The sequence below is a fragment of the Citrobacter freundii complex sp. CFNIH9 genome (genome assembly GCF_002903305.1).
GTDB lineage: Bacteria > Pseudomonadota > Gammaproteobacteria > Enterobacterales > Enterobacteriaceae > Citrobacter > Citrobacter portucalensis.
Window position 1 is genome coordinate 162,033 of the sequence record NZ_CP026242.1, and the last position, 26,138, is coordinate 188,170.

Here is a 26,138-nt window from a genome sequence, read left to right on the forward strand (position 1 = left end):
TAACAACTTGTGGTCTTTTTCGTACACAAGGAGTGTTTATGCCTTACATCCCCGAAACACTGGAAGGAACGTTTTTCCGCAAGACTATTGAAACATCACCGGAAGGTGAAAGCCTGTACTGGTTTCGCCGTGCAGATGGCATAGAATTCGCCGTCATTGAGTCGGCTCGCTACCCAGGCAATGATGCCGTGGTAATTTGCGGGGACGGGCGCCCAACAGGCAACACGATTTCAGAATCGCTTTTTGTCATTACTGATGACATGCGGGCGCTTCCCCGTGGCGTGTATGAACAGGAGGCGCATGATGCCTAACCAGATCCCGAACAACCCTACACTTCCGAAGAATTTCGACATTACGCCTAACGAGAAGCGCAGCAAGGCCCAGCTCGATGCCTGGTGGGATCATCCTTACTGCGTCACCCATAACGAGAAATTTCACGTGTACTGTCTGAACGGCGGGGCGTGGGATAGGCCGACATGGCTGGCTCAGGCTGACACGTATGATGAGGCCTGTGAACTGGCAGAACGGAAACAAGCTGAGTGGGTGGCACGCCGGGAACAGCCTATTTACTATATGACCTTTGAGCCGCCTTTTCAGATGGTGCGACAGCCGCAACGCCCTGATCATGATGCTGTAGTAGTTGTGTCGTTCGAAACGAAGGAAGAACTGGACGCCTGGAGCGCAGCGCAGCAATAAAAAATGTCCGCAGTCAAGCGATTGTTGAAATCAGCCTGATGGCCGGAAGTCTATATGGGGTGCGGGTTTGGCTCTACTTCGGGCCGCCTTGCGGGGCTGTGGCGTTGTGGGCTGGGAGCCACATAGGAGCTTCGCGGTAGAAAGCCCGAGCGTGCTGCATCGGGGGCGGTTGCCTGCAGGCGGTAGCCGCGTTTGGTCTTCATAGCCCAATCGGTCGCCGTCCTCCAGAATGAAGAACGCGCAGCCTTGGGCTGCGCGTTTGAGGGATGGCCGCCAGCGGAAACCGGCATCATCAGCTTGGCTTCGGCGGCGCGGCCTTGCCCGCGCCTCCCTTCCTGAATCCCCGATCTCCGACCATGAAGGCTTCTAGCATGTGCGGAATTAGCACCGTGGCATCGACCGCCTCGCCGTAGGTCTGCGCGTGCAGCGTAGCGTAGCGGTCGAGGTCGGCTTTCAGGCTGGCCGGGCAAGCAAAAGTCAGCTTCGTGGATTCCGTTTTCGGCAGCGGCCCGAGCCGTAGCTTGCGCGTCGTCATCGCGAAGTCCCCCTGTTGAAGAAAAGTGGCTGGTACGGCCGCAGCACCAGATCGCGGTTGACGATGATGCGAACCGGCAAGCCGGGGCGCTCCGTCAAGGTGGGCTGGATGTTGAGGTTGCGCCGGGTCATCTCCTGACCGACCTGATTGATGCTGTCCTGGGCGCTATCGCGGCCGGCGATGATGACGCGATCACCGTCCTGCCGGTTCTCCGGCGCAGCCAGTTCGGCACCGATGCCCAGTAGCGTCGTCAGTGCCGCACCGGCAAAGACGCGATCCCAATGCCAATCCACATCATCTTCCAAGCCGGCGTAGCCGGCCGGATCGGTGCCGGCCAAGTTGTCGAGCTTGAGCGAAGACGTGTCGGGCAGGATGATCCGGTTCCACACCACTTGCACGCGGCTCTGCCCGTAGCTGACCTGGCTGTTGTATTTGCCCAGGATGCGTGACCCCTGCGGGATCAGCAGGAACTTGCCGGTAGCCGTGTCATAGACCGGCTCCGTCACTGTGGCGATCACATCGCCCGGCAAGTCCGACTTGATGCCCGTCACCAGCGCCCCGGCGACCACCGTTCCGGCCATGACCTGATACGGCGACGCCGGCAGCGTCAGGTTGCCGGAATCACGGGCTTCCGTGGTTCCGGCTTTCTGGAATGCCTCTTTCTGGTCTTGCCGGTTCTGCACGGCGGTCGGGTCGGCGGGCTGGGCCGCCGTCGACGCAGGCCCGGCCGCCAGCGGGTCGAAGGCCGCATTGGCGGTGAAGCCCGGCGCAGCGGCTACCTGTGTCTGCGCCACCGGCGCGGCCTTCTGCGAACCAGAGCGGAAGAACACCGCCGATGCCGCTGCTGCTTCGGCTTCCTTGCGCAACGCGTCGTTGGGGTCGTTGCCGGGGGCCGCGTAGGCGGCCGTCACCGGCTGCTGCGACTTCACAATGGCCGGGCCAAGATCGCCTGGCAGCGGCGGCCCCAACTCCGGCACGGATGCCGCCAAGGGGGGCGGCAGCTTCGAGTAGTCCGCCGGCAGCGCGTCCAACCCTTCGGACTTCGAGACGCGATCGACGTTGTAAAGCTCGGTCTGCTCGCCTGCACCGCGCCGCTGCGGTTGCAGCGACCACATCAGCGCGCCGAGCACAGCGACCGAGAGACCGCCGACGAGGATGGCCAGCGTGCGCCGGTTCAGGCGCGTGACCGGGCGCGGTTGGGCGCGCAGCGCAACTGCCTCGGGTGCCACCTTGCCCGCATGCGGCGTGGCGAGGTCGGGAGTGTCGTCCTGGCTCATGGTCAGTTCCTCCGCGCCAAGCCATCCGTGCGTTCGATACGCACCACGTCACCCTTGTCGCCGCCCAGGCGCAGTTCGGCCGCGCCGAACAGCCGATCCACGATGTAGTAAGGCGAGCGAAAACGGTAATTCACCAGTTGTCCGTCGCCCTGCGCGCCGATGACGAACAGCGGTGGCAGCTCGCCTTGGGCGATTCCCGGCGGGAACTGGATATAGACCTTCTCGCCATCGTCGAAGGCGCGCAGCGGCTTCCACGGCGGATTGCTGCCTGAGACGGAATATCGGAAGCGGATCTTCTCCAGCGACAGTCCGGTATCGACCGGTGCGGCGGCGCTAGCCGCCTGCGACTGGCGCTGCAAGGCCAACATCCGGTCTTTTGGGTAGTCCCAGGACACCGACGCCATCCATGCCTTTTCCGTCGAGGTCAGTTCCAGCAGGTATGTTCTGCGACTGGTGGTGATGACCAAATTCGTCTTGAGGCCTGAGCGGATGGGCTTGACCAGCACATTGATGCGCATCGCGTCGCCGCTGCCGCTGGACGTGTCACCGACGATCCAGCGCACGGTATCGCCGGCTGCGACCGTCACTAGTTCCTCGCCCGGCTGCAAGGAAACCACGGTCACGCGTCCCGGCGCGGCATAGACTTGGTAGAGCGCACCATCGGTGAAGGGCCACACCTGAATCGCATTGACGTAGCCCTCGCGCGTGGGCGCGATGCGCGCCTCGGCATTGGCACGGGAAACGCGCACCTTCTCATCGGCCGGCTCCGGCTTAGCCGGGGCCGCGTCCAACTCGTGCAGCGGCTTCAACTGCGCTGGCAGCGCCAGCGGCTCGGGCATGGCGACGACTTCCACTGGAGCAGGCGGCTCCGGCAGCGGCTGTGCCTGCACCGGCTCATCGAGCGAAATGGACGGAGGCGGCTTGCCCTGCGAAGCGCAGCCCGACAGGGCCACCACGGTCAGCGCGAAAGCGTATAAGCGGAAAGACAGGTTCATGGCTTGGCTCCTTCAGAAGAATCCAGTTCGCGGCTCCACGACAGGCCGTTGACGTAGATACCCAGCGGGTTCTTGCGCAGGCGCTGTTCGGTGCGCGGGGTTTGCAGGACGGTGGAAAGCACCGCGTTCCATCGCTCGGTCCCGGCGGGGGCACCGTTGATGAACCGTTGCTCCGTCCAACGGACGTTGAACGAGGCATCGCTGGCGCGTACCACGCTGGTGATCTGCACCGTCACCGACTCGCGGCCAACACGGGCGAAAGGATCGTTCTTGCTGGCGTAGTCGTTGAGCACCGCCGCGCCTTTGTCGGTGGTGTAGTCGTAGGCGTCCAGCCAGTTTTGCCGCACCACGATGGGATCGATAGACAGCGAGCGCACCAGCGTCACGAAGCGCGCCAGGTGGTGCGCGATCTGCGCATCGGCGGGCCGGTACGGCGTGGCGGCTTCGCCGACGGCGCGCACCTGCCCCGACTGATCGACCTCGATGACGTAAGGGGTGACGATGGACTGCGCCGAGCGCCACACCAGGCCACCGGCCATCAGCAGCGCAAGCGTGAGGCAGCCGAAGGCCATAAAACGCCAGTTCTTGGCCTGGACGCGGGCCGAGCCGATGCGCTCGTCCCACACCTGCGCGGCGGATTGGTACGGGGTGGCAGGCTGCGGCGTGTCGGCATAGCGCACCTGCGGGCGTTTGAATCGCATAGGGTTCTCCTTGGTGGTCAGGTATCGGGTCACGCATCGGGGCGCAGGCTTGGGCCTTGCCCTGAGCCGCCGCCGTCGCCACTGCGCAGCGTGTGGGCTGCGGTGGTTGCGGCATGGGTGATCTGCTGGCGGCGGTGCATCCGCTTTGCCCAGGCGGGTTGCTCTTGCTTCGGCGCGCTGGCTGCGCCTTCGCCTGCGGCGGCCTGGCCGGAACCGGCAGCGCCGACATCCGCACCGTTCCATCCTGCCCGGAAGGAGTCGGCCACCTTCTGACCGGCAGCGGAAGCGCCCGATGCAGCTCGGCGGCCTGCCGCTTGCGCGCCGGTCTTGGCGACATTGCCGAGGCCCGCAGCCGCGCCTTTAGCCCCGCCGCCCGCAGCGGCGGAACCGGCCTGGAATGCGGACTTGGCGCTGCTGGCCGCCGACGTGGCGGCGCGTGCGCCGCTCCCGGCCAGCTTTGCGGCGGCCGGGGCCATGCGTGCGCCCGCCATGACGGCACCGCCCACGCCGGTCGCGGCGGCACCGATGGCAACACCCGTGCCTACCGCGCCGACGGCAGCGCCCGCCATCGCACCCGCGCCGAGCTGCGGCGCACCGGACACAAGGCCCGTGGCGATGCCGGGGCCGAAGATGCCCAGCGCCAGCAAGGCAAGCGAAGCCAGCATCACGACAAGCGCATGGTCGATGGAAGGCTCGTCGGGATGAACCTGGAACTCCGCGAACAGGCCCGAGCCGATGCCGACGATTACCGCCAGCACCAAGACCTTGATGCCTGACGAAACCACATTGCCGAGCACCTTTTCCGCGAGGAACGAGGTTTTGTTCCAGAGCGCAAACGGGATCAAGACGAAGCCGGCAAGCGTGGTCAGCTTGAACTCGATCAACGTGATGAAAAGCTGAACCGCGAGCACGAAGAAACAGAGGATCACCACCAGCCAAGCGATGAACAGCACCACGATGGGGTCGAGGTTCACGAACACTTCGGGGAAGCCGGCCATGTCACCGATCTGGTCGAGGATCGGCGCAGCGGCGTCGATGCCGGTCTTGGCAAGCCGACCCGGCTGCAAGAAGTTCTCCATCGTTATGGCCGAGCCAGTGGCGGTGATGCCTAGCCCGGCGAACGAGCGGAACACGATGCTCGACAGCCAATTGAAGTTACCGATGATGTAGGCGAAGGCACCGACGTAAAGCACCTTGCGCAGCAGCTTGGCGATCACGTCCTCGCCCTGGCCGGTCGCATGGCTCATGGCCCAATACAGACCGGCAATGGTCATGTCGATGACAATGAGAGTGGCCGTCAGGAACGCGACTTCGCCTTGCAGCAGACCGAAACCGGAGTCGATGTAGCGCGAGAAGGTATCGAGGAATCTGTCGATGATCGTTACGTCGTTCATGGCGTGTCCTCCGCAGCGGCGAGCGACGCATCACCTTCCGGCGCGTCGTCGGTTGGCGTGTCGAAACTCGCCGGAATCGGCGGCAGTTCTGCCAGCGTCCGGTATTCGTCCGGCCCAGTCTGGCCGGTGAAGAAGCGCCGCCGGAAGGCTTCGGCAGCGGCGCGACAGGTGTCTTCGCCTGCGGTTTGCCGGTCGGCTGCGCATTGGGCGCGCAGCGCCTTGAGCCGCACGGGATCGGCGGCCAAGGTGGCGGTCAGGTCTTCAGCCGGCTGCTGGCCGCATGCGGTCAGCAGCACGGCCAGCAGGACAGGAACGCATCGCATGGCCGCCTCCCGTCAGTTGTTGTAGAAGTTGACGGACTGCGGTGTGTACGGCGTGCCGGTGCCCAGGAAGCGCCGCCGCACTTCGCGGGCGCGCTCGGTGGCCGCTGCCTGCCGCGCCAGCTCCAGCGAGGCCGCCCTGTCTTGTGTGATCTGGAGCTGCTGGGCCTGGATGGACTGCTTGGCCTGCAAGGCGAGAAGCTGGTTCGTTGCCTGCATCGCTTGCAGCGCACCCGTGGCCGATTGGCTTTGGCTCACGAGGTCGGCCAGCGCGCTTTCGTCTTGCGTCAGGTTCTGCGACACCTGCGCCTGCATCCGCATCGCGGTGTGCAGGCCGTCGAGCGTGTTCTTCCAGCGTTCGCGTGCGTCCTGTGCCATGCGGTCGCCGCTGATGGTGGCGGCGTACTGCTCCGGGTACAGGCGCGAGAACGTGGCATCCATGCTCTGCACGTCGTAGGCCAGCCCTTGCGCCTCGGCAATCAGGCGTTCAGTCGTGGCGAGCGTCGAGCGCAGCCGGTTGACGATGTTGAAGTCGAGATTCGCCAGGTTGCGCGCCTGGTTCATCAACATCTGCGCTTCGTTCTGGAGCTGGTTGATCTGGTTGTTGATCTGCTCCAGCGTGCGGATGGCAGTCAGCGTGTTCTGCACCAAGTTGACGGGATCAACGAAAGTGAGCGCCGCCGCTGGCTGAGCGAGCATCAGCGAGCCGGCCAGCGCGGCGGCGAGCGAAACGGAAAGTACACGGGTCTTCATGGCGAAATCTCCAGGGGTTGAGTAGCGAGGAAAGAAGCCGCCGACGGCGAGGACGGCAGCAGGTCGGCGGCCCAATCGAGGCCGCGATGGCGTAGCCACGCACCGGCGAAGCCGGGAGCGCCGGCCTGCGTCAGCACTCGGTCAATGTCGCGTTGGTCTTGCGGTGTGGATGCGCCCGAGAAGGCGAGCGCGGCTGGCCCCAGGTCGAGGTCGAACAGACGATTGCCCAGGCGCGATTGGTAGTAGTAGTCGCGCTTGGGCTGCGCGGTGGCGACGATTTCGATTTGCCGACTGTTGAGGCCAAAGCCCTCGTAGACCGTGCGAATCTGCGGCTCGGTCGCCTGCGGGTTGGGCAAGAAAATCCGGCTCGCGCAGCTTTCGATGATCGCGGGCGCGATGGTCGAATCCTTGATGTCGGCAAGCGACTGCGTGGCGAAGATCACCGACACGTTTTTCTTGCGCAGAGTTTTCAACCATTGCCGGATGCGTGCCGCGAAGGACGGTTCATCAAGGAATAGCCAGGCTTCATCGAGAATCAGCAGCGTGGGAGCACCGTCGAAACGTGCATCGAAGCGGGCGAACAAGTAGCGCAGCACCGCTTGCACGGCGGCGGGGCTGTGCATTAGCTCTTCCATCTCAAAGCCCTGCACGTCGCCGCTGCCGAGCCGGTCGCGGTCGGCATCCAGTAGCTTGCCGTGCGCGCCGCCCAGCACATACGGCGACAATGCCTGCCGCAGCGCGTTCGATTGCAGCAGCACCGAAAGCCCGGTCATCGTGCGCTGCTCCACCGGCGCACCAGCGAGGCTGCCGAGCGCCGACCAAATGGCGGCTTTCTCGTCGGGGCCGACGGTCACGCCTTCATGCAGCAGGCGGCCTTCGATCCACTCGGCGGCCCAGGTGCGATAGCCTTCGCTGTCGATACGGGCCAAGGGCTGAAAGGCAATGGCGCCGTCCGCGCCGAGGTCGTAGTGTTCGCCGCCCAGGCCCAGCACCGTCGCCCGCATGGATCGCCCCATGTCGAAGGCGAAGATGCGCGAGCCGCCATAGCGGCGGAACTGCAAGGCGAGCATCGCCAGCAGGACAGATTTTCCCATGCCCGTCGGCCCCGCGACCAGCGTATGCCCCACGTCGCCGATGTGCGTCACCAGCCGGAACGGCGTCGCGCCATCCGTGCGCGTGACGATCAGCGGCGGGCCGTCGAGATGGGCGTTTTTCTCCGGCCCAGCCCACACGGCGGACACCGGCATCATGTGCGCCAGATTCAGCGTCGAGACGATGGGCTGGCGCACGTTGGCATAGGCATTGCCTGGTATGGACGACAGCCACGCATCGACTGCATTTAAGGTTTCGGGGATGGTGACGAAGCCACGTCCTTGGATGACACGTTCCACCATGCGCAGCTTTTCGTCGGCTACGGCAGGGTCGTCATCGAACACCGTCACCGTGGCGGTGAGGTAGCCGAAGGCGACTTGATCGCTGCCAAGCTCTTGCAAGGCGGCATCCGCGTCGGCCGCCTTGTTGCTGGCATCCGTGTCCACCAGCGGCGATTCCTGCTGGAAGATGGTTTCGCGCAGTAGCGCAATGACATTCTTCCGTTTCGCAAACCACTGGCGACGCAGGCGGCCCAGCTCCTTTTCCGCCTCGGCTTTATCGAGGCAGAGAAACCGGGTACTCCAGCGATAGGCAAAGCCCAGGCGATTGAGGTCGTCCAGCAGGCCCGGCCAGGTCGAGGTCGGAAAGCCCCGCACCGACACCACGCGCAGATGCTGGTCACCCAGCATGGGCGCAAGGCCGCCGACTAGGGCGGAATCGGCCAGCAGTGCGTCGAGGTGGAAAGGCACCTCGGGCACGGCCAGCCGGTAGCGCCGCGTGGACACCGTGGCGTGAAGATAAGTCAGCGTCGCGGCATCGTCCAACCAGACGATTTCTGGCATCACGCCATCGAGCAGGTCGAAAACCCGATCCGTTTCTGCCAGGAAGGCGTCAAGCCGACCGCGCCAGTCCACACCATCGCCCGGCGCGTGCTCGTAGAGCAGCTTGGCTGCACGAGCGCGGGATTCCTCCGGCGGCAGATAGGCTAGCGTCAGGTGATAGCTGCTTTCGTAGTGGTTCCCCGATTCCTCAAAGGCAGCGCGGCGTTCTTCGTCCACCAGCCAGGACAGCGGTTCGGGAAAGTCGGAATGCGGATAGTCCGCGGCCGACTGGCGCTCGGCTTCCACGAACAGCGCCCAGCCCGAACCCAGCCGGCGCAACGCGTTGTTTAGCCGTGCCGTCGTGGCGATCAATTCGCCCTGCGTGGCGCTGTCCAGATCAGGCCCGCGAAAGCGCGCCGTGCGCTGAAACGAGCCATCCTTGTTCAGCACCACGCCCGGCGCGATCAGCCCAGCCCAGGGAAGCCAGTCGGCCAGCAAGGCGGGCCGCTGGCGGTATTCGGCAAGGTTAAGCATGGCGGCGTCTCCTACACGTCCAGCAGCGGCTTGTGCTTGATGTGCCGGGCGAAGACCTGCATGAACTGCGGATCGACCCTCGCGCCCCACACGGCCAGCGAGTGACCGACGATCCAGAGCACTACGCCAGGAATCCAGAGTTGCAGGCCCAGCCCGACGGCAGCGGCTAGCGTGCCGTTGGCAATCGCCACCGTGCGCGGTGCGCCGCCCATCAAGAGCGGCTCGGTCAGCGAGCGATGTAGCGGCACCTCGAAGCCGGCCGCGAAGCTATCCGGGCCACTCATACGACAGCCCCGCCGGAGAAGCTGAAGAACGACAGGAAGAACGAGGACGCGGCGAACGCGATGCTCAAACCGAACACGATCTGGATCAGCTTGCGAAAGCCGCCCGACGTGTCGCCGAAGGCGAGCGCGAGGCCCGTGGCGATGATGATGATGACCGCGACGATGCGTGCCACCGGCCCCTGAATCGACTCCAGAATGGATTGCAGCGGGCCTTCCCACGGCATCGAGGAGCCGGATGCCTTCGCCGTGCCCGCCGTCATCAGCATGACTGCGGCCAGCAGCAGGCCGTGGTGCGCGGGGCCGGCCAGCCGCCGCAGGCGTGCGATGGTTGAAACCGGATTTACGGAATTACGGAAAGCGTGAACGTGCATCTGCGTCATGGCAGTTCTCCAGGTAGGTCAAGGGACGAGGAAGGCGCAGCGGCATCGGCTGCGAGAGGAACCGGCATCAGCTCGGGAAACGGTGTTTCCAGCGCGTCCGCCAGGCGATAGCCGGTGCCGTCGAAACCGACGACACGGGCGATGCTTTCGACGCGGCGCTTGCGGCCACGCCCGGCGATGTGGATCACGACGTTGACCGCCTCGGCGATCAGCGCACGCGGTGGGTTCACCGCCACTTCAAGAATCAACTGTTCGAGGCGCAGCAGCGCGCCCAGCGCGGAACCGGCGTGGATGGTGGCGATGCCGCCGGGGTGGCCGGTGCCCCACACCTTAACCAAGTCCAGGGCTTCGCCGCCGCGTACCTCGCCGACGATCACGCGGTCGGGGCGCAGGCGCATCGTGGCCCGCACCAGCTCGGTCATAGACACGACGCCAGCGCGGGTGCGCAGCGGCACATGGTCGCGGGCTGCGCATTGCAGCTCGATGGTGTCTTCGAGCACAAGCACGCGGTCGCCCGTGGCGGCGATCTCCGCAAGCAAGGCATTGGCGAGTGTGGTTTTGCCGCTGCTCGTCGCCCCGGCGATCAGGATGTTCTGGCGCTCACGCACGGCGCGGCGCAGGAACTCGGCCTGGCCTGTGGTCAAGATGCCGTCGGCCACATAGCGATCCAGCCCGATGATGCTCACGGCGCGCTTGCGCAGCGCGAAGGCTGGGCCGGGCGCTGCGGGCGGCAAGATGCCCTCGAACCGCTCGCCGGTTTCGGGCAGCTCGGCGGTCAGCAGCGGCCGCCCGCGATGCACCTCTGCGCCGACGTGCGCAGCCACCAGCCGGATGATGCGTTCGCCATCGTCTTGGGACAGCTCCACGCCCAGCGGCATGCGGCCCGATGACAACCGATCCACCCATAGGGTGCGGTCGGGGTTGAGCATGATTTCCACCACGTCGGGGTCGGCCAGCGCAGCGGCGATGACTGGCCCCATTGCCGTGCGCAGCATCTGGATACGGCGATCCAGAGAGGTTGCGGCGGATGAGAGTTCGGGCGGGGTTTGCGGAATGGCGCTCATGAGGCACGCTCCTGCGCTTCAGCCAGTGCCTCCGCGTCATCCATTCGCGCCGGGTCTGGGTGCAGTTCTTCCACAACGTCGCGCACCAGGCTGCGGCCACGCAGCAGGTGGCGGCCGAGCCGCTCCACGAATTGCTCGAAACGCGCTTTGCCTTGGGCGCGAGCTGCGTCCTGATGGGCTTCGGGAATCGGGGTGCTGACGGTCAGGAAGTAGCGGATGAACAGCGCCAGTGTTTCGATCTGGATGTTCTGGTCGCGCTCCATGCGCTCGGCCTGCCGCGACAGGCGATCGAGCCGCTTGGCGATGGCCGCCTCGCGCTGGTCGCCAGCATCGGGCGATAGCCACGACGCGAGCGCCGCCGCGACAATGGACGACTTGGACACGCCTTTCTTGGCGGCCAGTTCTTCGAGACGCTTGGCGTGCTCGGGCTGAATGAACAGATTGAGGCGGTATTGGCTCATAAGTCGATTCCGTCGTTGGGGTCGAGGGAAGCCAGCCGGGCCGTGCGCTGCATGGCCGGGTCGAGCTGGCCGGGAAGCGGCAGCGGCAGGTCGTCGTCGTCATCGAGCAGAGTCAGGTCATGGCCGGCGAGCAGCGGTTCGGGGCTGTATTCGCTGACTTCGGATAGCTCCGGCTGTCGGCGTGGGCCGCCGTCATCGGCGGTGCCTGTGCCATCGCCGGACAGGCCCGCAGCCCGGACCGTTGACACGGCTGGGATCGATAGGCCGCTCCAGTCGTCGGGCCGGGCCGGTGGCGCGTCCGCGTATTGCCCGGCCGCGAGCACAGGCGGCGGTAAAACGCGGTTCTTGAAATTCGCGTCGGCGTAGTAGCGCAGCTTCTTGGCCTTGATCGGTGCCACGCTGGACACCATCACCACAGCTTCCTCAGTCGGAAGCTGCATCACTTCACCGGGCGTCAGTAGCGGGCGGGCCGTCTCCTGCCGCGACACCATGAGGTGCCCCAGCCACGGTGCCAATCTGTGCCCGGCATAGTTGCGCTGCGCGCGCAGTTCGGTAGCGGTGCCAAGCGTTTCGGAGATCCGTTTCGCAGTGCGTTCATCGTTGGTGGCGAACGTCACGCGGACATGGCAGTTATCCAGAATCGAATGGTTCTGGCCGTAGGCTTTGTCGATCTGGTTGAGCGATTGGGCGATAAGAAAACTGCGGATTCCGTAGCCCGCCATGAAGGCAAGCGCCGTCTCGAAGAAGTCCAGGCGGCCCAGCGCCGGGAACTCATCGAGCATCAGCAGCAGCTTGTGGCGGCGTTCGATGCCGTCGCTGCCGTCGAGCGATTCGGTGAGCCGTCGGCCGATCTGGTTGAGGATCAGGCGAATGAGCGGTTTCGTCCGCGAAATATCCGAAGGTGGCACTACCAGATAAAGCGACACCGGATGCTCGGACGCGATCAGGTCGGCGATACGCCAGTCGCAGCGCGAGGTGACTTCGGCCACCGTGGGGTCGCGGTAGAGGCCCAGGAACGACATGGCGGTGCTCAACACGCCGGAACGCTCGTTGTCCGACTTGTTGAGCACTTCGCGCGCCGCCGAAGCGACGACTGGATGCGGGCCACCACCTTCCACGTTCACGAGGTGCTGTGTGGTCATCATCCGGTGCAAGGTCAGCTCGAAGGGGCTGGCCGGATCGGAGAGGAAATTGGCGACGCCGCGCAGCGTCTTGTCCTCGCCCGCGTAGAGCACATGCAGGATGGCCCCGACCAGCAGCGCGTGCGAAGTCTTCTCCCAATGGTTGCGCTTCTCAAGCGCGCCTTCTGGATCGACCAGAATGTCGGCTATGTTCTGTACGTCACGCACTTCATGTGCGCCGCGCCGAACTTCTAGCAGCGGGTTGTAGGCCGCCGACTTCGCATCGGTCGGATTGAACAGCAGGCAGTGTGAGTAGCGTGAGCGCCAACCTGCGGTGATCTGCCAATTCTCGCCCTTGATGTCGTGGACTACGGCGGATGCAGGCCAAGAAAGCAGCGTCGGCACCACAAGGCCGACGCCTTTGCCTGAGCGCGTGGGCGCGAAAGTGAGGATGTGTTCCGGGCCTTCATGCCGAAGGTACTTGCCATCGTGCTGACCGAGGAACACGCCGATCGGCTGCGTAAGGCCGGCTTTGCGAATGTCCTCCGTACTTGCCCAGCGTGCCGAGCCATAGGTCGTGACTAGGCGTGATTGACGAGAGCGCCAGATCGACATGCAGACTGCGACCACCACCGCCAGCAAGCCACTGCCACCCGCTATGGCACCGCCCGTGTCGAAAACGCGTGGCGCGTAGGCATCGAAGAAGAACCACCACTCAAACAGCTTCCACGGGAGGTAGATCGGTGTGCCGAGGAAATCAAACCAGGGGGAGCCAAGGCGTACCTGATAGCCAAGGGCTGCTGCCGTCCATTGTGTGGCGCCCCACACACCCGCGATCACGATGCCGAATACCACGGCTATCTGACCGAACAGCACATTCGTACCTTGCATAGCCCCGCCTCCAATCTCTCCTACGCTGATTCCCTTGGGAAACGCGGCTTAGAAATGTGCCGCAGGCGTCAGGATCGGTGCTGGCTTAGTGCCGGTCAAAGACCGTTTGGGGCAGAAAGGTCGATAAGAAAGAATGAATTCGCGCTGTGTCTAGCCAGGGAGTGACTCCGTAAGCGCCGGCGAATATCAGCGTGCCGAACAGAAGATTCAGGCAGACTAGCGAATTGCTGAATTGCTGAATTGCTGAATTGCTGAATTGCTGAATTGCTGAATTGCTGAATTTCAGAATTTGGGGGATTCTTTGGGCGGTGTGTATGGCGTTTTTCCGTCACCGTAGAACCGCTTACGTGTTGCCTCCGCTACCCGGTTGCAAAGCAGTTCGCCCAAAGTAGGCCGATCCGTCTTGCATTGCTGGCGCAACTTCTTGAGCTGTTCCGGGTCTGCCACCAGCTCTTCTACTGTCGGGGTTTTCTTTTCTGCACTAGTGGCTTTGTGCGGTTTATCAGATTGACCGCATGCGACTAGCATTGCAGCGACGAGCGTGATGGCGAGTCTCATGGCATCAATTCCTCCGGAAGATCGGGATTTCGGCTTTTTGTTGACCTGAGAAACTCTGGCAATTCGATGGCCTGTACTCGCTGAATGAAGCGCGCAAGCTCGTCAAACGGATCGCCTTCAAGTCTGAGTAGATAGGTCGTCAAAGGTGGTACGCGTGTCGAAAGCGGCCTCGCCACGACTCCTGGCTCTCGGGAGGCTGCAATGTGTGCAGCCCCTGTAAGTCCGAGTGCAAAACCGGCAGATACCAACGCCATCATCAGGTCGAAAGTGGTAACCCGCTCGGCAACTAGAGGCTGCATTTCAGCCCGGCTAAGTACTCGCTCAATGTGCTTGGCGTGGCCCTCGCACACTTGAGGATCAGATAGCACTAGCGGGTAGCGCAGCAGTTCATCCAATGGAATTCGCTTAAGAGCCAGCAACGGATGCCGAGCTGGCAGCGCCACCATAAGCGTGTCAGTCCACGCGGGAAGTGCGACGATTCCATCACCTACGTCGTCGGACTGTGCAAAGCCGACGTCATACAGGTCGTCGTGCAATCCTTTGATTTGTTGGGATAGTGGCACCTCAAAAAAGCGAATCTCAACCTCGGGCTCCTCCTCGCGACACAACGCCAATAGGGCTGGTAAGCACAGTAGTGTTGCGCCGTCTGACAAGGCGACGCGGAGTTGTCCATGAAAGCCATTTTTTGCTGCCTTCACGCAGTCCCGCGCCTGTTGCAAGGATGCGAACACCCGAGGTGCGTGCTCCATGAGCATCAACCCAGCTCGTGTCAAACGCGTGCTTCTCGTGTTCCGAATAAAGAGCTGTGCTCCTAACTCCTCTTCGAGTTCTTTGATCGTGCGAGACAGTGGGGACTGCTCAATATGCAGTTTCGCAGCGGCGCGAGCGAAGTGAAGTTCCTCGGCGAGCGCCATAAAACAACGTAGATGTCGAATTTCCATGCGTCCCCTACTAATCGTCGATCTATTCAGTATTTAAAACTCGCTGCCATGCTGCGTTCTTCCAACTCAAGGACTCAGGGTGAAGATTGCAGATTCACATGCTCTGGCGAACCAGAAAGCGCTTTAGCGAGAACACCCCATTGCACGGCTGCGTCGGCGCGAGCACGGACCAGAGCCGCTCGCTGGGACAAGGTGCCACGCTCCGCTTCTGCAACAACGGTCGCATCCACCTGTCCCGCCTCAAAGAGGCGTCGACTGCGGTCAAGGAGTCGATCAGCGACGACAAGACCATCGACCTGATGCTGCAGAGAAGTCCGCTGGGTCTGCCAGCCCAGATAAGCGTTCTCCACATCCTGAAGCGCAAGCAAAACCGTGCGTTCCAGGTCAGCCTGTGCGCCGCGACTGCGTGCTGAGCCCTCGTCGATTCCCGCTTGTATTGCTCCACCGTCAAAGATCGGAAGCGTCACACCCAAGCCCAGAGAGAAAATGTTCCCTGCCACACGTGTTCCGTTGTTCTCGAAGCGTTGGCGCCCACCACTCAAATCGAGCACAAGTTTGGGGAGCCGCTCGCCTTCTGCTGCGTTCCATCGCGCCGTCGCCGCTGCAAGACGCGCCTGCGCGGCTCTGACGTCGGGGCGCTGCTGCAGCAATTCGCCTGGCACGCTTCTGGGAGTCCAATCGGGCATGGTGAGAGAGGCAAGCGCAGGACCGCTGCCAAGCGCCCCCGGAATCCGGCCAACGAGCACATCCAAGGCATGCGTTGCTTCGCCGCGTACGCGTCGCAACTGCTCTTGCTCCACCCGGAGGGCGATGACCTCGGAACGCGTGCGTTCAATGTCAAAGCCCGTAGCTTGACCTGCCTTGAACTTCTGCTCTGTCAGACGCTCAAGGCGCTCGGCGACTTGAAGTCGCTCTTTTGCCAGATCTTCCAGCTCTGCCGCCTGCCGCTGCTGCAGTGCAGCGGACACTGTCTCAAAGGCGATCTGCCAACGTGTCGCGAACCAGTTCTGTTCGACAGCAACTGCGTCCATCCGTGCGCCATCAGCGGCATGCGAGAGGCGGCCCGCTAGATCAACTTCCCATGAAGCCGACAGCGGAAGCCTGGCATCGCTGCTGATGGTCGGTGCCAAAGAAAAGTCGCGCGCGCGTTGCTTGGGGCGTGAGCGCCAAGCTAGGGAACATTGAAGCGCGTGTACGTCGGGTGATCGCCACAGCTTCATCAATCCGCGCTCTTGCAATAGCGAGATCGGTGTTGTGCTCCAGCGCGTTGCGCACCAGCGCGTCAATCAGCGGATCACCGTACGCCGTCCACCACTCGGCCGGGAGTGCTTGTGCTGGCACCTGCTGCACAGCCAGACCCGCTTCGTTCATGAATTTGGCCGGAACCTCAACGCGTGATGTCTCCACCCTGTGAGGCGAGTGGCTGCACGCGGCGAGAAGCGTGATCGATAGGAATGCAACAGCAGTAAGGCCGCGGCGGGCGTAGGGATCGGACATGTTGAGCCACTAGGTTGTGAATTGAGGAGGCCGTCTTGACGGGCATAGTTCATGGCGTGTACTATACCGTCCAGACGATTCAAAAATCAAGCATCTTTGGAGTTTCACCATGGCAACTCGTATGAAATCAAGCCCAGAGGAGTCGCATTCGGCGGACAACGGCGCTGAAGCCCCCTCCATCTCTAAGAAAGCGCAACAAACACGGGAGCGCATCCTTCAAGCTGCGCGTGACGTAGTCATGGAGGGAGGTGCCGGGCACCTAACGCTTGACGCGGTCGTTGCACGGGCAGGAATGAGCGTTGCACGGGCAGGAATGAGCAAAGGTGCGTTCCTGTACCACTTCAAGACCAAGCGCGATCTGCTCCTCACGATGATTGATGACCAGGTCTCGGCGTTTGATGGCGGGCAGGAAGAGCGAGAGCTGCCATTCGTCGGCGATCCAGACCCTTGGCTATCCAGCCAGGTCTCGGCTATGCCTGACGGCGGGATGCAAAAGATGAGCGCTGCATTGCTGGCGGCCGTGGCTGAAGACCCCACGCTGCTTGAGCCTGTGCGCGGCTGGTACCGCAGGCAGTACGAGAACGCGAGCAAATCTCCACGCGGCACCGATATCGCCGGAATCGTTCTATTTGCCTTGGACGGAGTCTTCCTCGCCGAAATGATGGGTTTTCCGACGTTTGCTGCCGAAGACCTTTCTCGACTCATGCACACCCTCCAGGCGCTCGCCCGCGGCGAACTGGAACTCACCCCTATTGATAAACGCTGATGAAAGGCCTTCCCGTGTCTTGCACTCCCTTTAAATCCCAGTCCTGGCAAATGCAGAAAGTCGGCCTCGCGTTTGTTCTGCTCGCATCGCTTGCCGGCTGTGATAGTCAGAAGGAGCCTGCTTCCGATCCACCGCGAGCGGTCAAGCTGCTCACGGTGGGGGATGTAGGTTCTGTGGCCAATCGCATTGAATTGAGTGGTCTAGCTCGCTCCAGTGAGCGGAGTACCTTGGGGTTCGAGACTGGCGGGCGTATCAGCAAGCTTCATGTGGACGTGGGAGATCGCTTCTCTCGCGGACAGCTTCTGGCTGAGTTGGATGTTCAGCCCGAGCAACTCCGCCTAGAACAGGCTCGGGCGACACTCGCTGCTGCGGAAGCCGCATTGGCAGACAGAATCGTGCAGACAACGCAGCAAAGGGGGCTGCTTGAGGGCAACGTAATCTCCCCGGCTGCATTCGAGAGTGTGAAAGCACAGTTGGTTGCAGCTGAAGGCCAGGTGCGCAATGCAAAGGCCGCATTCGGCCTTGCCGAGCGTGCGCGAAGGGGGGCCGCCATTCATGCGCCATTCGACGGCGTCGTCGCGGAGAAACTCGCTCTGCCGTTCACAGATATTGCAGCCGGAGCGCCGGTGCTTCAAGTGGATGGACTACGCAGCGGCGTAGAAGTCCTTGCGACTGCATCGACGACCCAGGCGGCAAATATCAAAATTGGGCAGGTCGCCGAACTGCGCCTGAGCGAGTCAGCAAGTCCCGTTCGTGCTTCGGTACAACGCATCGGCTTGCGTGCTGAAAATGGCTCACTTTTACCTGTCGTGCTCGTTCCTCAAGATGCTACTCTTGCGCGCAGTCTTCGACCCGGGTCTGCCGTTCAAGTATTGCTGAAGGCACCGGAAGCGAAGGATGCCTCACCAGATCGTCTGATGCTTCCCTATTCGGCACTGGTGCTCAGTGAGAAAGCAGGACAAGCCGCAGTGTTTGTATATGACGTGACCGGAAAGAAGGTGCACCGCCGGGAAGTGCAATTCCAGAGCGAGCCAGGCGGCGACAACGTTCGCGTTGTGGGCGGCCTGAAGCGCGGCGAGATGGTAGTCGCGGCTGGCGCGAGTTGGCTGACGAACGAGCAACAAGTCACCCCACTCAAGGCCACGACCCAATTGGCCGGACGCTGACCCGCTACAGGAAGACTTCGCTATGAAGATCACAGAAATGGCGCTGCGCGCCAGCAGACTCACCTACCTTGCCGCGGTCATCATTCTTGTTGCCGGCATTGCCACGTTTCTCAATTTCCCTTCGCAGGAAGAGCCATCGGTCACGATTCGAGATGCGGTTGTTGCCGTTCTGAACCCTGGCATGCCAGCCGAACGTGTTGAGCAGTTGATCGCGCGTCCGATCGAGGAGCGTTTGCGGGAGCTGGCCGAGGTCAAGCGTGTAACCACAACCGTTCGCGCGGGCGGGGCCGTCATACAGGTCACGATCTGGGAGCGGTACACCGACCTAGCCCCCATATGGCAGCGCGTTCGCGCGAAGGTTGCCGATGCTCAGCCTCTGCTTCCACAGGGTACGTTGGGGCCATTTGTCAACGACGACTTCGGCCGTGTTGCCGTGGCCTCCATTGCGGTGACCGCGCCGGGCTACTCCATGGGCGAAATGCGTGTGTCGTTGAAAGAGATGCGCGATCGCCTATACGCGCTTCCCGGCGTTGATCGCATCAGCTTCTACGGCTTGCAGGAAGAGCGCGTCTATCTCGAATTTGATCGACCAAAACTAGCCCAGCTTGGATTGACCCCACAAGGGGTGATCGATCAACTCGTTAAACAAAACGTCGTGCTTTCAGGCGGGCAAATCGCCATCGGTGGCATCAACGCTTCGCTGGCTGTTAGTGGAGAGGTTCGCGACGCCGCTTCGCTGCGCGCGTTGCCGATCATGATGGCGCAAGCTCAGGGTGCGCGCGGTGCTTCGCCTGCTCCTTCAATCTCACTGGGAGAGCTTGCGCGCGTGCAGGTACAACCTGCAGATCCTCCCGAGTCTGCTGCAGTCTATAAGGGCCAGCCTGCCGTAGTGATGGCAGTGTCCATGACCTCGGGCCAGAACGTGGAGCAATTCGGCGTAGCCCTCAAATCCCGTGTGGCCGAGCTTGAGAAACTTCTGCCCGCAGGTTTCGAGCTCTCCTATGTGACATTCCAGGCAGACGTCGTCAAACGTGAAATGGGCAAGATGAACCAGGTGATGATCGAAACGATTGTCATCGTGCTCGGCGTCGTCGTCCTTTTCCTGGGATGGCGCACAGGATTCATCGTCGGGATGATCGTGCCGCTTACCATTCTGGGGGCACTGATCGTGATGCGCGCGCTGAACATCGAGCTGCAAAGTGTTTCGATGGCAGCCATCATCATCGCTTTGGGGCTCTTGGTAGACAACGGCATCGTGATTGCCGAAGACATTGAACGGCGCTTGGCAGCCGGTGAAGACCGCAAACAGGCTTGTCTCGAAGCGGGTCGTACCCTCGCACTGCCGCTGCTGACGTCCTCATTGGTTATCGTCATCGCCTTCTCCCCGTTCTTCTTCGGCCAGAGTGCGACGAGTGAGTATCTGCGCTCTCTCGTCATTGTCCTCGCGCTCACGTTACTCGGATCTTGGCTGTTGTGTCTGACCGTCACTCCACTGCTGTGCTACCACTTCACCAAAGTGCATCATCAACCGGCGAATGACGCGCAAACCTACAACACACGCTTCTATCGCGGCTATCGCAAGTTGCTTGAGTGGGTGCTTGACCACAAGGCGATCTACGTTGGTGTGATGACGGGTGCATTGGCCGTAGCTCTGTACGGATTCACGACACTGCCATACGACTTCTTGCCGAAGTCCGACCGAGTTCAATTCCAAATACCGGTGCAGCTCGCCCCTGGAACGGATTCACGGCTCACTCTTGCCAAAGTGAAGGAAGTGAGCGGCTGGCTCGGTGATCAAGAAATCAACCCCGAAATCACGGATCACATTGGCTACGTCGCTGACGGTGGGCCGCGCTTCATCCTTGGGCTCAATCCCCCATTGCCAGCATCGAACATCGCGTACTTTGTCGTGACGGTCAAGGCAGGCACCAACATTGACGTCGTGATTGCCCGAACTCGGGCTTACTTCGCGCAGCATCATGGAGATGTACGCGCAGAGCCTCAGCGGTTCTCGCTAGGCACTACCGAAGCCGGCACAGCCGTCTACCGGGTCAGTGGGCCGGATCATGAGGTGCTGATGAATGCGGCGGCGAAAATTGAGTCCGCGCTACGGGAGCTGCCAGGTACGGCCAACATCAAGAACAACTGGGATACCCGTGTCGGCCGTCTCGATGTTCGGGTCGATCAAGATCGTGCGCGACGTGCTGGCGTCACCACCGACGACATAGCTGCCTGGCTTGGCACCCGCTACATCGGCCAGTCGATCTCTGTGATCCGAGATGGCGATACCAGCGTGCCAATCGTGATGCGCGGGACGTCCAATGATCGGCGCAGCACTGCGGACGTTGGTTCGACGACCATCTATCCAGCGTCGGGTGGCCAGCCGGTTTCCCTGGCGCAAGTGGCCGATGTCACGCTCGCTAGCGAGCCGTCTGTGATCCAGCGCCGCAATCTCATTCGTACAGTCACAGTTCAGGGGCAGAACACCGCATACACCGCGCAAGAGATCGTGGATCACCTCGCACCTCGGATCGCCGCAATTGAACTACCTGCAGGCTATGCCATAGAGCTTGGTGGAGAAATTGAGGAATCGGCTGAATCGAATGCATCGCTCACGCACTACATGCCGTTCGCTCTTCTGGCGATGTTGCTGCTATTCATCTGGCAGTTCAACTCCTTCCGCAAGCTGATCGTGATTCTCGCAACGATTCCCTTCACGTTGATTGGGGTCGTGATTGCACTGAAGGCAACAGGCACTCCTTTCAGCTTCATGGCGACATTCGGGGTGCTTGCGCTGTTCGGAATCATCGTCAACAACGCCGTTCTTCTGCTCGAACAAATTGAACACGGCCTCTCGGAAGGTCTCGCCCGACATGAAGCCCTGGTGGGAGCTGCGATGCAGCGGCTGCGTCCAATCGTGATGACCAAGGTGACCTGTATCGCGGGTCTCGTGCCCCTGATGTTGTTTGCGGGGCCGCTGTGGAAGGGCATGGCCATCGGCATGATCGGTGGTCTCGCACTTGGCACGCTCGTGACGCTTGGCCTGATTCCGTTGCTCTACGAGGTGCTGTTCGGAATGAAGTGGCCGGGCAGCAAACGGAGTCACGAGGCGGTACAACAACCAGTGCAACCGGTCTGATCCCTCAGCGTAACTGTCCACACGCTTCCCCCGATCTCTCTCGTGGCCGGAGAGATCGGGGAGACAGATTCTCGCCATCAGAGAGTTTAAGAAGAAATCAGAAGCAGAGCGAATTGACCGCCTACTGCCTATTCTTTGATGCTTTGATGCTTTGATAATCAATTTTCACTGAATAGATTTGGAGAAATATATGAACCCGTTGTCATGGAATCCATGGTTGGTTCTACTGATTGCCGGCCTGTTCGAAATCGGTTGGCCACTAGGCCTCAAGATGGGTGCGGCCAATGCAGCGATGCGCTACGTGGGGCCGGCGATTGCAGTTGCCTGTATGGCAGCCAGCGGCTTTTTCCTATGGTTATCTCTTAAACAGATCCCCATAGGAACAGCTTATGCGGTCTGGACCGGCATCGGTTCGCTGGGCGCGTTTTTCGTGGGCGTGTATGTGTTCGGCGATACCGCCTCCTTGATACGTTGGGTTGGAATTGCGCTGGTTGTTGCTGGCATCGTCTGTCTGAAAATGGGATAAATGAAAATATATATGAAACGCCCTATTTCATTAATCCATTTTGTGCTGCTGGCAGGCCTCACGGCAACCTTATCTGGCTGTGCTTCAAACGGAATGACTCGATCAGGGTTTCTTGGTGATTACGATGTATTGGGAAAAACGAAGTACGAAAATGTTCTGCTCTTCAAGGCGCCAGGCTTTGAACCCAGTCGTTACCGGGAAATATTAGTCGAGGATGCTCAGGTAGTGACGGCAACTGGACGCATAGGTGGGCTTGAAGCTGAGCAAGTGCGAGAGCTTCTCGATCACGTCAACAGTGAACTGCGACATCTCCAAACTAAGTCCGAAGCTCCCGCATCGTCAGGCCGCATACGTGTGCGTGTGGCAATTACGACCATTGAGACGCCCAATAGAGCAGTCAACACCCTAACGACGTTGCTTGTTGGACCAGTGACAACTGGGGGAGCTAGTTTGGAGTTTGAGGCAGTAGATGAACAAACAGATCGTCGGGTGGCTGCTGCTAGCTGCTTCGAGCACGGCAACGCTCTCGCGGATTTCAAAGGCTCCTACACACTGCTCGGGCATGCAAAGTCTGCAATCACCACCTGCCTTGAACGGATCAATAGCGCTTGGAGAAGTGCTGGCTCGTGAATAGCTGCTATTCCATAACTTCGCGCGGATCGCGAGGAGCCTCATCAAGGGGATTCGTAGGGTGCCGTTCTTGTAACGTCTGCAGCATTCTGGAGTGGCTCTGCTTCGTCGCAAAATTGCCGGCGTTTCTCGTTCTTGTCTATTCGAAACGCTGCGTGGTGCTGCTTGCAGAGGTAAAGCGCCTGGAGGTGTGTAAATTCACACGATGGAGTTTGGCCGGTGTGCTGGCAACGGTAGTTCTGACAGGGTGTTCCACTTACCGTCCTTGGATCAACCCGACACTTTCCGACGCCGCCTTAATGTCTCTCGCCGAGAACGACCAACGCATCAGGCCGTCGGAGGTCAACCAACCGGTGGTTGTAGCGGTGACACTGTCAGGCGGGGGCGCTCGGGCGGCGGCCTTCGGCCTGGGCGTGCTGCGCGAACTCAAGGCCACACGCTTCGCGCTAGAGGGCCAGGAGACCACTCTGTTGGATCAGGTGTTCCTGGTCAGCGGAGTGTCGGGGGGCAGCATCCTTGCCGCGCACTTCGCGGCCTTCGGCGATGCCACGCTGACTCGTTTCGAGCCGGATTTTCTGCTTGTGCCTTTTGAGGGGCGACTCATACGTGAAGCTCTGTGGCCTGAGCGTCTTTATAGACTAACTTCACCTTGGTTTGGGCGCAGCCAGATCCTGGCTCAACGCTTGGACGAACTTTTTGAAGGCCGCACCTTTGGTGACGTGCGCCGACGACCGGGCGCGCCCGAACTGATGATCACGGCAACCGACCTCACGACCGGTGCCCCTTTCGATTTCACCACCGAGCAATTCCGGCTAATCTGTTCCGACCTCGATGCAACGCCGCTGTCTTTCGCGGTGGCGGCCTCGTCGGCAGTACCGCTGGTGCTGTCGCCCGTAACGGTGCGAAACAACGCCAATACCTGTCCGCCGCCTCTCCGATCTTTGCCTGTCAGAGGGCAAAATTACAGATCACGCATCCTGCAAAGCGGCATAGACAGCTACCTCAATGCGCACGATCGGCCCTATATCCACCTCGTGGACGGTGGTGTCTCCGACAACCTCGGCGTACGTCTGATGCTAGACCGGCTAGTAGCTTCGGGCTCAATGAGCGCCAATTTCTCGGAGGTCAAGCCCGGAAGCTTGCGCCGACTCGTGTTGGTGACGGTGAACTCCGAACGAGGACTGAGCGAGAGAGTGGACAGTAGCGACCGAGTTCCCAGCACGACGCAAGTACTTGAGTCGCTGATCTTCGGTGCCGGCGCTCGCGAGACCCAGGTGACGCTGGCCATGCTTAACGACGACCTGCAACACTGGCGTTCCGAGATTGTCCGCACCCGTGGCCAAGCGGACAGCCCCTTTGCGGCCGACGCAGAAATCTACGTAGTAAGCGTAAGTCTGAACGACGTGCCGGACGACAAGATCCGGCATTCGCTGCTGCGCGTGCCCACAGCCTTCACGATCGAGGCTACGGATGTCTTGGACCTGCAAACTGCGGGAGGCGAAGCACTGAGGCAATCCAAGGAGTTTATGGCATTGATTGAATCTCTAAGAAGAATCACAGCAGCCAAGCAGACTGCGCCTGGTACTCAGCTTCCCTTGATATCTAACTGATACCGATACTGGGCTTTCGTCCAAGTTCCCAAGAGGCACTTCCGCCGATAACCTTTGCGGCAAGCTGTTGTCCCAGTCGCGGCTCAATTACCGGCCGCCACGGCACAAGGCTGAACCCCATGCCGTCATCGAGCATCGCGTAGCGCCCGCTGGCGAGCATAATGGAACGCCGGTAGATACCGGCTACGCGCTGCCCGTCGGCCACCGGGCGATGCTCTAGGCCGGTTTCCGCCGCAATGTCTTTCGCGGCCTGCACTAGTTCCCGATTGCGTAGCGTGCCCAGCAGGTTGCGCGCGAGGATGACGCGCTGCCCGCGGCGCTGTGCCAGCCCCTGTTCTTCGAGGAAATCGGCTCGCTGCTGTATGGCCTGCTTGGTATCACCGCCAAAGCCCAAGTTGCCCAGCCCACGGCCACCGCCGATCAGTTGCTGGTCAAGCCAAGTCGCGCCGATGACGCGGGCCTGCCGTTCAATAGGAAGGTGTGATTTCAGCTCTACGGCTACATCGCCCAGCCGTTGCGCGTCGTATTGGCGGCCACGCTCGGCCAGGTCGTCCGGTACCTTCCATAGCCCTTCGGCCACGCGCTCCACGATGCAAGCCCGGCGCAGGGCTTCCAGCCGCCGGACATGAGCGGCGACGACTTCCTGCGGGTCGCGTCCGGGCGTAGCCCGGCCCTGCTCGATTACCAGGTGATGATCGGTGCGGTACAGGCCATCGCTCGCCAGCGAGGCGATGTTCTTGTCGGCCGTGCGCACCTCAGTCGAACCCTTCACCTCTACCACAGCGCCCGTGGGATAGTTCGCCAGTTCGTCGCGGGCGTTCAGTGCAACGTAGTGGGCCTTACCGTCCGTGCCGTCGATGATCAGATAGCCTCGGTCGTGCAACTCATCGGCAAGCCCCTTCGCGGCCACGCGGCCGATGAGGCTGCGACCATCGTCGCCCGGCTCGAACACCGCCAGCTCACGCGGCTGGCCGCTCATGGCCCGCTGCATCGTTCGGATGATGTCGCCACGCTCACCCAGGGCACGCAAGGTCTTCTCGGCATCGGCATGAATGGCCCAGGTGCCGGGCTGCACCTCGTCGGCTAGGCCCAGGCGCTGCAAGCGTTGCAGGCGGCCGATCAGCAGCAGGCGCTGGCGTTGCAACCTCGGCTCGTTGAGCCGTTCGACATGCACCCGGCCATCCTCGCCGGTCTCGCGCTGCAAGGTGCGATCCAGGCTCGTCCACCGCTCCTGTTCCACCTCGCGCCTCAAGGTCTGCTGAATCTCCAGTTCGGTGCGCGGCCCCAGCCACTCGGTCGCCAGCTCGGCGGCGCGATGGCGGAAGCCGTGGGCGATGTAGTCACCCGCGATGATGAGGTCTTTGCCGGTGTCGTCGCGCCCGCGCACGATCAGGTGGGTGTGCGGGTTGTCGGTGTTCCAGTGATCCACCGCCACCCAATCCAGCCGCGTGCCCAGGTCGGCTTCCATGCGGCTCACCAGATGCCGGGTGTAGGTGCGCAGGTCGTCCAGCTCGGCCCCGTCCTCGGGCGAGACGATGAAGCGGAAATGGTGCCGGTCGTCGGCGCAGCGTTCCTTGAAGGCGTCCAGATCGGCTTCGTCGGCCTGTGGCCCGTAGCCCCGGCCCGGTTCGCCATCGCGACCCGCGCCGTCGCGCTCGATGTAGCGCAGGTGCTTGGCGAGCGATTGCGGGCTGGCCCGCTGGTGATTGACCAGCAAGGTCTTGATGGTCACGCGCCGCGACATGGGCATTAGCTTCGCCCCGGCGAAGCGCGCCGCCGTGTGGCCACGTCCGAGCCGAGAGCCGGGCCGCTGGCCGGTGCCAGCCGCGCCAGGACGGCGTACTGCCGACTTGCCGCTGCTGGCTTTGCCGGCCTGCTTGAGCACCTTGGAAACGAAGCTCTGCCCCTGGCCCTTGCCCCGGTTCTTCGGGGCGCTGGGGCGCACGCGAAAGTCGTCGTCGCGGCTGTCGGTCATGGCTGCGCTCC

The 26,138-nt window shown here is 61.9% G+C and carries 26 protein-coding genes; 8 read left to right on the forward strand and 18 right to left on the reverse strand.

All coding sequences use genetic code 11. The annotated features are described in order from the left end of the window. Window positions 1-38: 38 nt before the first annotated feature. Complete coding sequence (locus tag C2U43_RS28175; protein WP_022652138.1) at window positions 39-311, forward strand: hypothetical protein; 273 nt, start codon at window positions 39-41, stop codon at window positions 309-311. Beyond that, window positions 301-696, forward strand: a complete 396-nt coding sequence (locus C2U43_RS28180) for a DNA-binding protein (protein ID WP_223203170.1) — start codon at window positions 301-303, stop codon at window positions 694-696. The genes C2U43_RS28175 and C2U43_RS28180 overlap by 11 nt, the downstream gene beginning before the upstream one ends. 292 nt (window positions 697-988) lie before the next feature. On the opposite strand, the gene C2U43_RS28185 is transcribed toward C2U43_RS28180, so the two are convergent. The 17 genes from C2U43_RS28185 to C2U43_RS29975 form a co-directional block, all read right to left on the reverse strand. Continuing rightward, window positions 989-1,231 (reverse strand): DUF2274 domain-containing protein, encoded by a 243-nt coding sequence (locus C2U43_RS28185; protein WP_004883121.1) that lies wholly within the window; start codon window positions 1,229-1,231, stop codon window positions 989-991. Continuing rightward, on the reverse strand, window positions 1,228-2,508 hold the full coding sequence (locus tag C2U43_RS28190; protein WP_004883119.1) for a TrbI/VirB10 family protein: 1,281 nt from the start codon (window positions 2,506-2,508) through the stop codon (window positions 1,228-1,230). Before C2U43_RS28190 ends, C2U43_RS28185 begins: the two co-directional genes overlap by 4 nt. Window positions 2,509-2,510: 2 nt before the next feature. Beyond that, window positions 2,511-3,503, reverse strand: coding sequence for a P-type conjugative transfer protein TrbG (gene trbG / locus C2U43_RS28195; protein ID WP_004883112.1), 993 nt, complete (start codon window positions 3,501-3,503; stop codon window positions 2,511-2,513). After that, complete coding sequence (trbF, locus tag C2U43_RS28200; RefSeq protein ID WP_004883108.1) at window positions 3,500-4,204, reverse strand: conjugal transfer protein TrbF; 705 nt, start codon at window positions 4,202-4,204, stop codon at window positions 3,500-3,502. Before trbF ends, trbG begins: the two co-directional genes overlap by 4 nt. 29 nt (window positions 4,205-4,233) lie before the next feature. After that, the gene (gene trbL, locus C2U43_RS28205; protein WP_004883106.1) at window positions 4,234-5,598 is read right to left on the reverse strand and encodes a P-type conjugative transfer protein TrbL; all 1,365 of its coding nucleotides are present in this window, start codon (window positions 5,596-5,598) and stop codon (window positions 4,234-4,236) included. Next, window positions 5,595-5,921 (reverse strand): hypothetical protein, encoded by a 327-nt coding sequence (locus C2U43_RS28210; RefSeq protein ID WP_004883103.1) that lies wholly within the window; start codon window positions 5,919-5,921, stop codon window positions 5,595-5,597. Before C2U43_RS28210 ends, trbL begins: the two co-directional genes overlap by 4 nt. A 12-nt stretch (window positions 5,922-5,933) precedes the next feature. Continuing rightward, complete coding sequence (trbJ, locus tag C2U43_RS28215; protein ID WP_004883101.1) at window positions 5,934-6,671, reverse strand: P-type conjugative transfer protein TrbJ; 738 nt, start codon at window positions 6,669-6,671, stop codon at window positions 5,934-5,936. Further along, window positions 6,668-9,118, reverse strand: a complete 2,451-nt coding sequence (gene trbE, locus C2U43_RS28220) for a conjugal transfer protein TrbE (protein WP_004883099.1) — start codon at window positions 9,116-9,118, stop codon at window positions 6,668-6,670. Before trbE ends, trbJ begins: the two co-directional genes overlap by 4 nt. Window positions 9,119-9,129: 11 nt before the next feature. Continuing rightward, window positions 9,130-9,402 (reverse strand): VirB3 family type IV secretion system protein, encoded by a 273-nt coding sequence (locus C2U43_RS28225; protein WP_004883097.1) that lies wholly within the window; start codon window positions 9,400-9,402, stop codon window positions 9,130-9,132. Then, window positions 9,399-9,782, reverse strand: coding sequence for a TrbC/VirB2 family protein (locus C2U43_RS28230; RefSeq protein ID WP_004883090.1), 384 nt, complete (start codon window positions 9,780-9,782; stop codon window positions 9,399-9,401). The genes C2U43_RS28225 and C2U43_RS28230 overlap by 4 nt, the downstream gene beginning before the upstream one ends. Then, window positions 9,779-10,846 carry a P-type conjugative transfer ATPase TrbB gene (trbB, locus tag C2U43_RS28235; protein ID WP_004883088.1) on the reverse strand — a complete coding sequence of 356 codons (1,068 nt, stop codon included), beginning with the start codon at window positions 10,844-10,846 and terminating at the stop codon, window positions 9,779-9,781. Before trbB ends, C2U43_RS28230 begins: the two co-directional genes overlap by 4 nt. After that, the gene (locus C2U43_RS28240; RefSeq protein ID WP_004883086.1) at window positions 10,843-11,307 is read right to left on the reverse strand and encodes a ribbon-helix-helix protein, CopG family; all 465 of its coding nucleotides are present in this window, start codon (window positions 11,305-11,307) and stop codon (window positions 10,843-10,845) included. Before C2U43_RS28240 ends, trbB begins: the two co-directional genes overlap by 4 nt. After that, window positions 11,304-13,319, reverse strand: a complete 2,016-nt coding sequence (locus tag C2U43_RS28245) for a conjugal transfer protein TraG (RefSeq protein WP_004883083.1) — start codon at window positions 13,317-13,319, stop codon at window positions 11,304-11,306. The genes C2U43_RS28240 and C2U43_RS28245 overlap by 4 nt, the downstream gene beginning before the upstream one ends. Window positions 13,320-13,601: 282 nt before the next feature. Further along, complete coding sequence (locus C2U43_RS28250) at window positions 13,602-13,877, reverse strand: EexN family lipoprotein (RefSeq protein WP_004883082.1); 276 nt, start codon at window positions 13,875-13,877, stop codon at window positions 13,602-13,604. Beyond that, window positions 13,874-14,818, reverse strand: a complete 945-nt coding sequence (locus C2U43_RS28255; protein ID WP_004883081.1) for a LysR family transcriptional regulator — start codon at window positions 14,816-14,818, stop codon at window positions 13,874-13,876. Before C2U43_RS28255 ends, C2U43_RS28250 begins: the two co-directional genes overlap by 4 nt. Window positions 14,819-14,892: 74 nt before the next feature. Then, complete coding sequence (locus tag C2U43_RS28260; protein WP_223852552.1) at window positions 14,893-15,948, reverse strand: TolC family protein; 1,056 nt, start codon at window positions 15,946-15,948, stop codon at window positions 14,893-14,895. Next, window positions 15,890-16,315 (reverse strand): hypothetical protein, encoded by a 426-nt coding sequence (locus C2U43_RS29975; RefSeq protein ID WP_213191790.1) that lies wholly within the window; start codon window positions 16,313-16,315, stop codon window positions 15,890-15,892. Before C2U43_RS29975 ends, C2U43_RS28260 begins: the two co-directional genes overlap by 59 nt. Window positions 16,316-16,424: 109 nt before the next feature. Between C2U43_RS29975 and C2U43_RS28265 the strand changes: the two genes are divergently transcribed. The 6 genes from C2U43_RS28265 (at window position 16,425) to C2U43_RS28290 (ending at window position 24,152) form a co-directional block, all read left to right on the forward strand. Beyond that, window positions 16,425-17,081, forward strand: a complete 657-nt coding sequence (locus C2U43_RS28265; RefSeq protein ID WP_103286032.1) for a TetR/AcrR family transcriptional regulator — start codon at window positions 16,425-16,427, stop codon at window positions 17,079-17,081. A 50-nt stretch (window positions 17,082-17,131) separates the two neighbouring features. After that, the gene (locus C2U43_RS28270; protein WP_044256783.1) at window positions 17,132-18,247 is read left to right on the forward strand and encodes an efflux RND transporter periplasmic adaptor subunit; all 1,116 of its coding nucleotides are present in this window, start codon (window positions 17,132-17,134) and stop codon (window positions 18,245-18,247) included. Window positions 18,248-18,269: 22 nt separating this feature from the next. Further along, window positions 18,270-21,386: an efflux RND transporter permease subunit gene (locus C2U43_RS28275; RefSeq protein WP_004883075.1), complete on the forward strand. Its 3,117-nt coding sequence runs from the start codon at window positions 18,270-18,272 to the stop codon at window positions 21,384-21,386. A gap of 190 nt (window positions 21,387-21,576) precedes the next feature. Next, entirely contained in the window at window positions 21,577-21,912 is a 336-nt protein-coding gene (locus C2U43_RS28280; protein WP_004883073.1) for a DMT family transporter, read from the forward strand. A gap of 12 nt (window positions 21,913-21,924) precedes the next feature. Continuing rightward, window positions 21,925-22,542, forward strand: a complete 618-nt coding sequence (locus tag C2U43_RS28285) for a DUF3313 family protein (RefSeq protein ID WP_004883071.1) — start codon at window positions 21,925-21,927, stop codon at window positions 22,540-22,542. A 299-nt stretch (window positions 22,543-22,841) separates the two neighbouring features. Beyond that, on the forward strand, window positions 22,842-24,152 hold the full coding sequence (locus C2U43_RS28290; protein ID WP_023123864.1) for a patatin-like phospholipase family protein: 1,311 nt from the start codon (window positions 22,842-22,844) through the stop codon (window positions 24,150-24,152). On the opposite strand, the gene C2U43_RS28295 is transcribed toward C2U43_RS28290, so the two are convergent. Next, window positions 24,145-26,127: a relaxase/mobilization nuclease domain-containing protein gene (locus C2U43_RS28295; protein ID WP_004883068.1), complete on the reverse strand. Its 1,983-nt coding sequence runs from the start codon at window positions 26,125-26,127 to the stop codon at window positions 24,145-24,147. The two genes, C2U43_RS28290 and C2U43_RS28295, sit on opposite strands and share 8 nt — an antisense overlap. Window positions 26,128-26,138 lie beyond the last annotated feature (11 nt).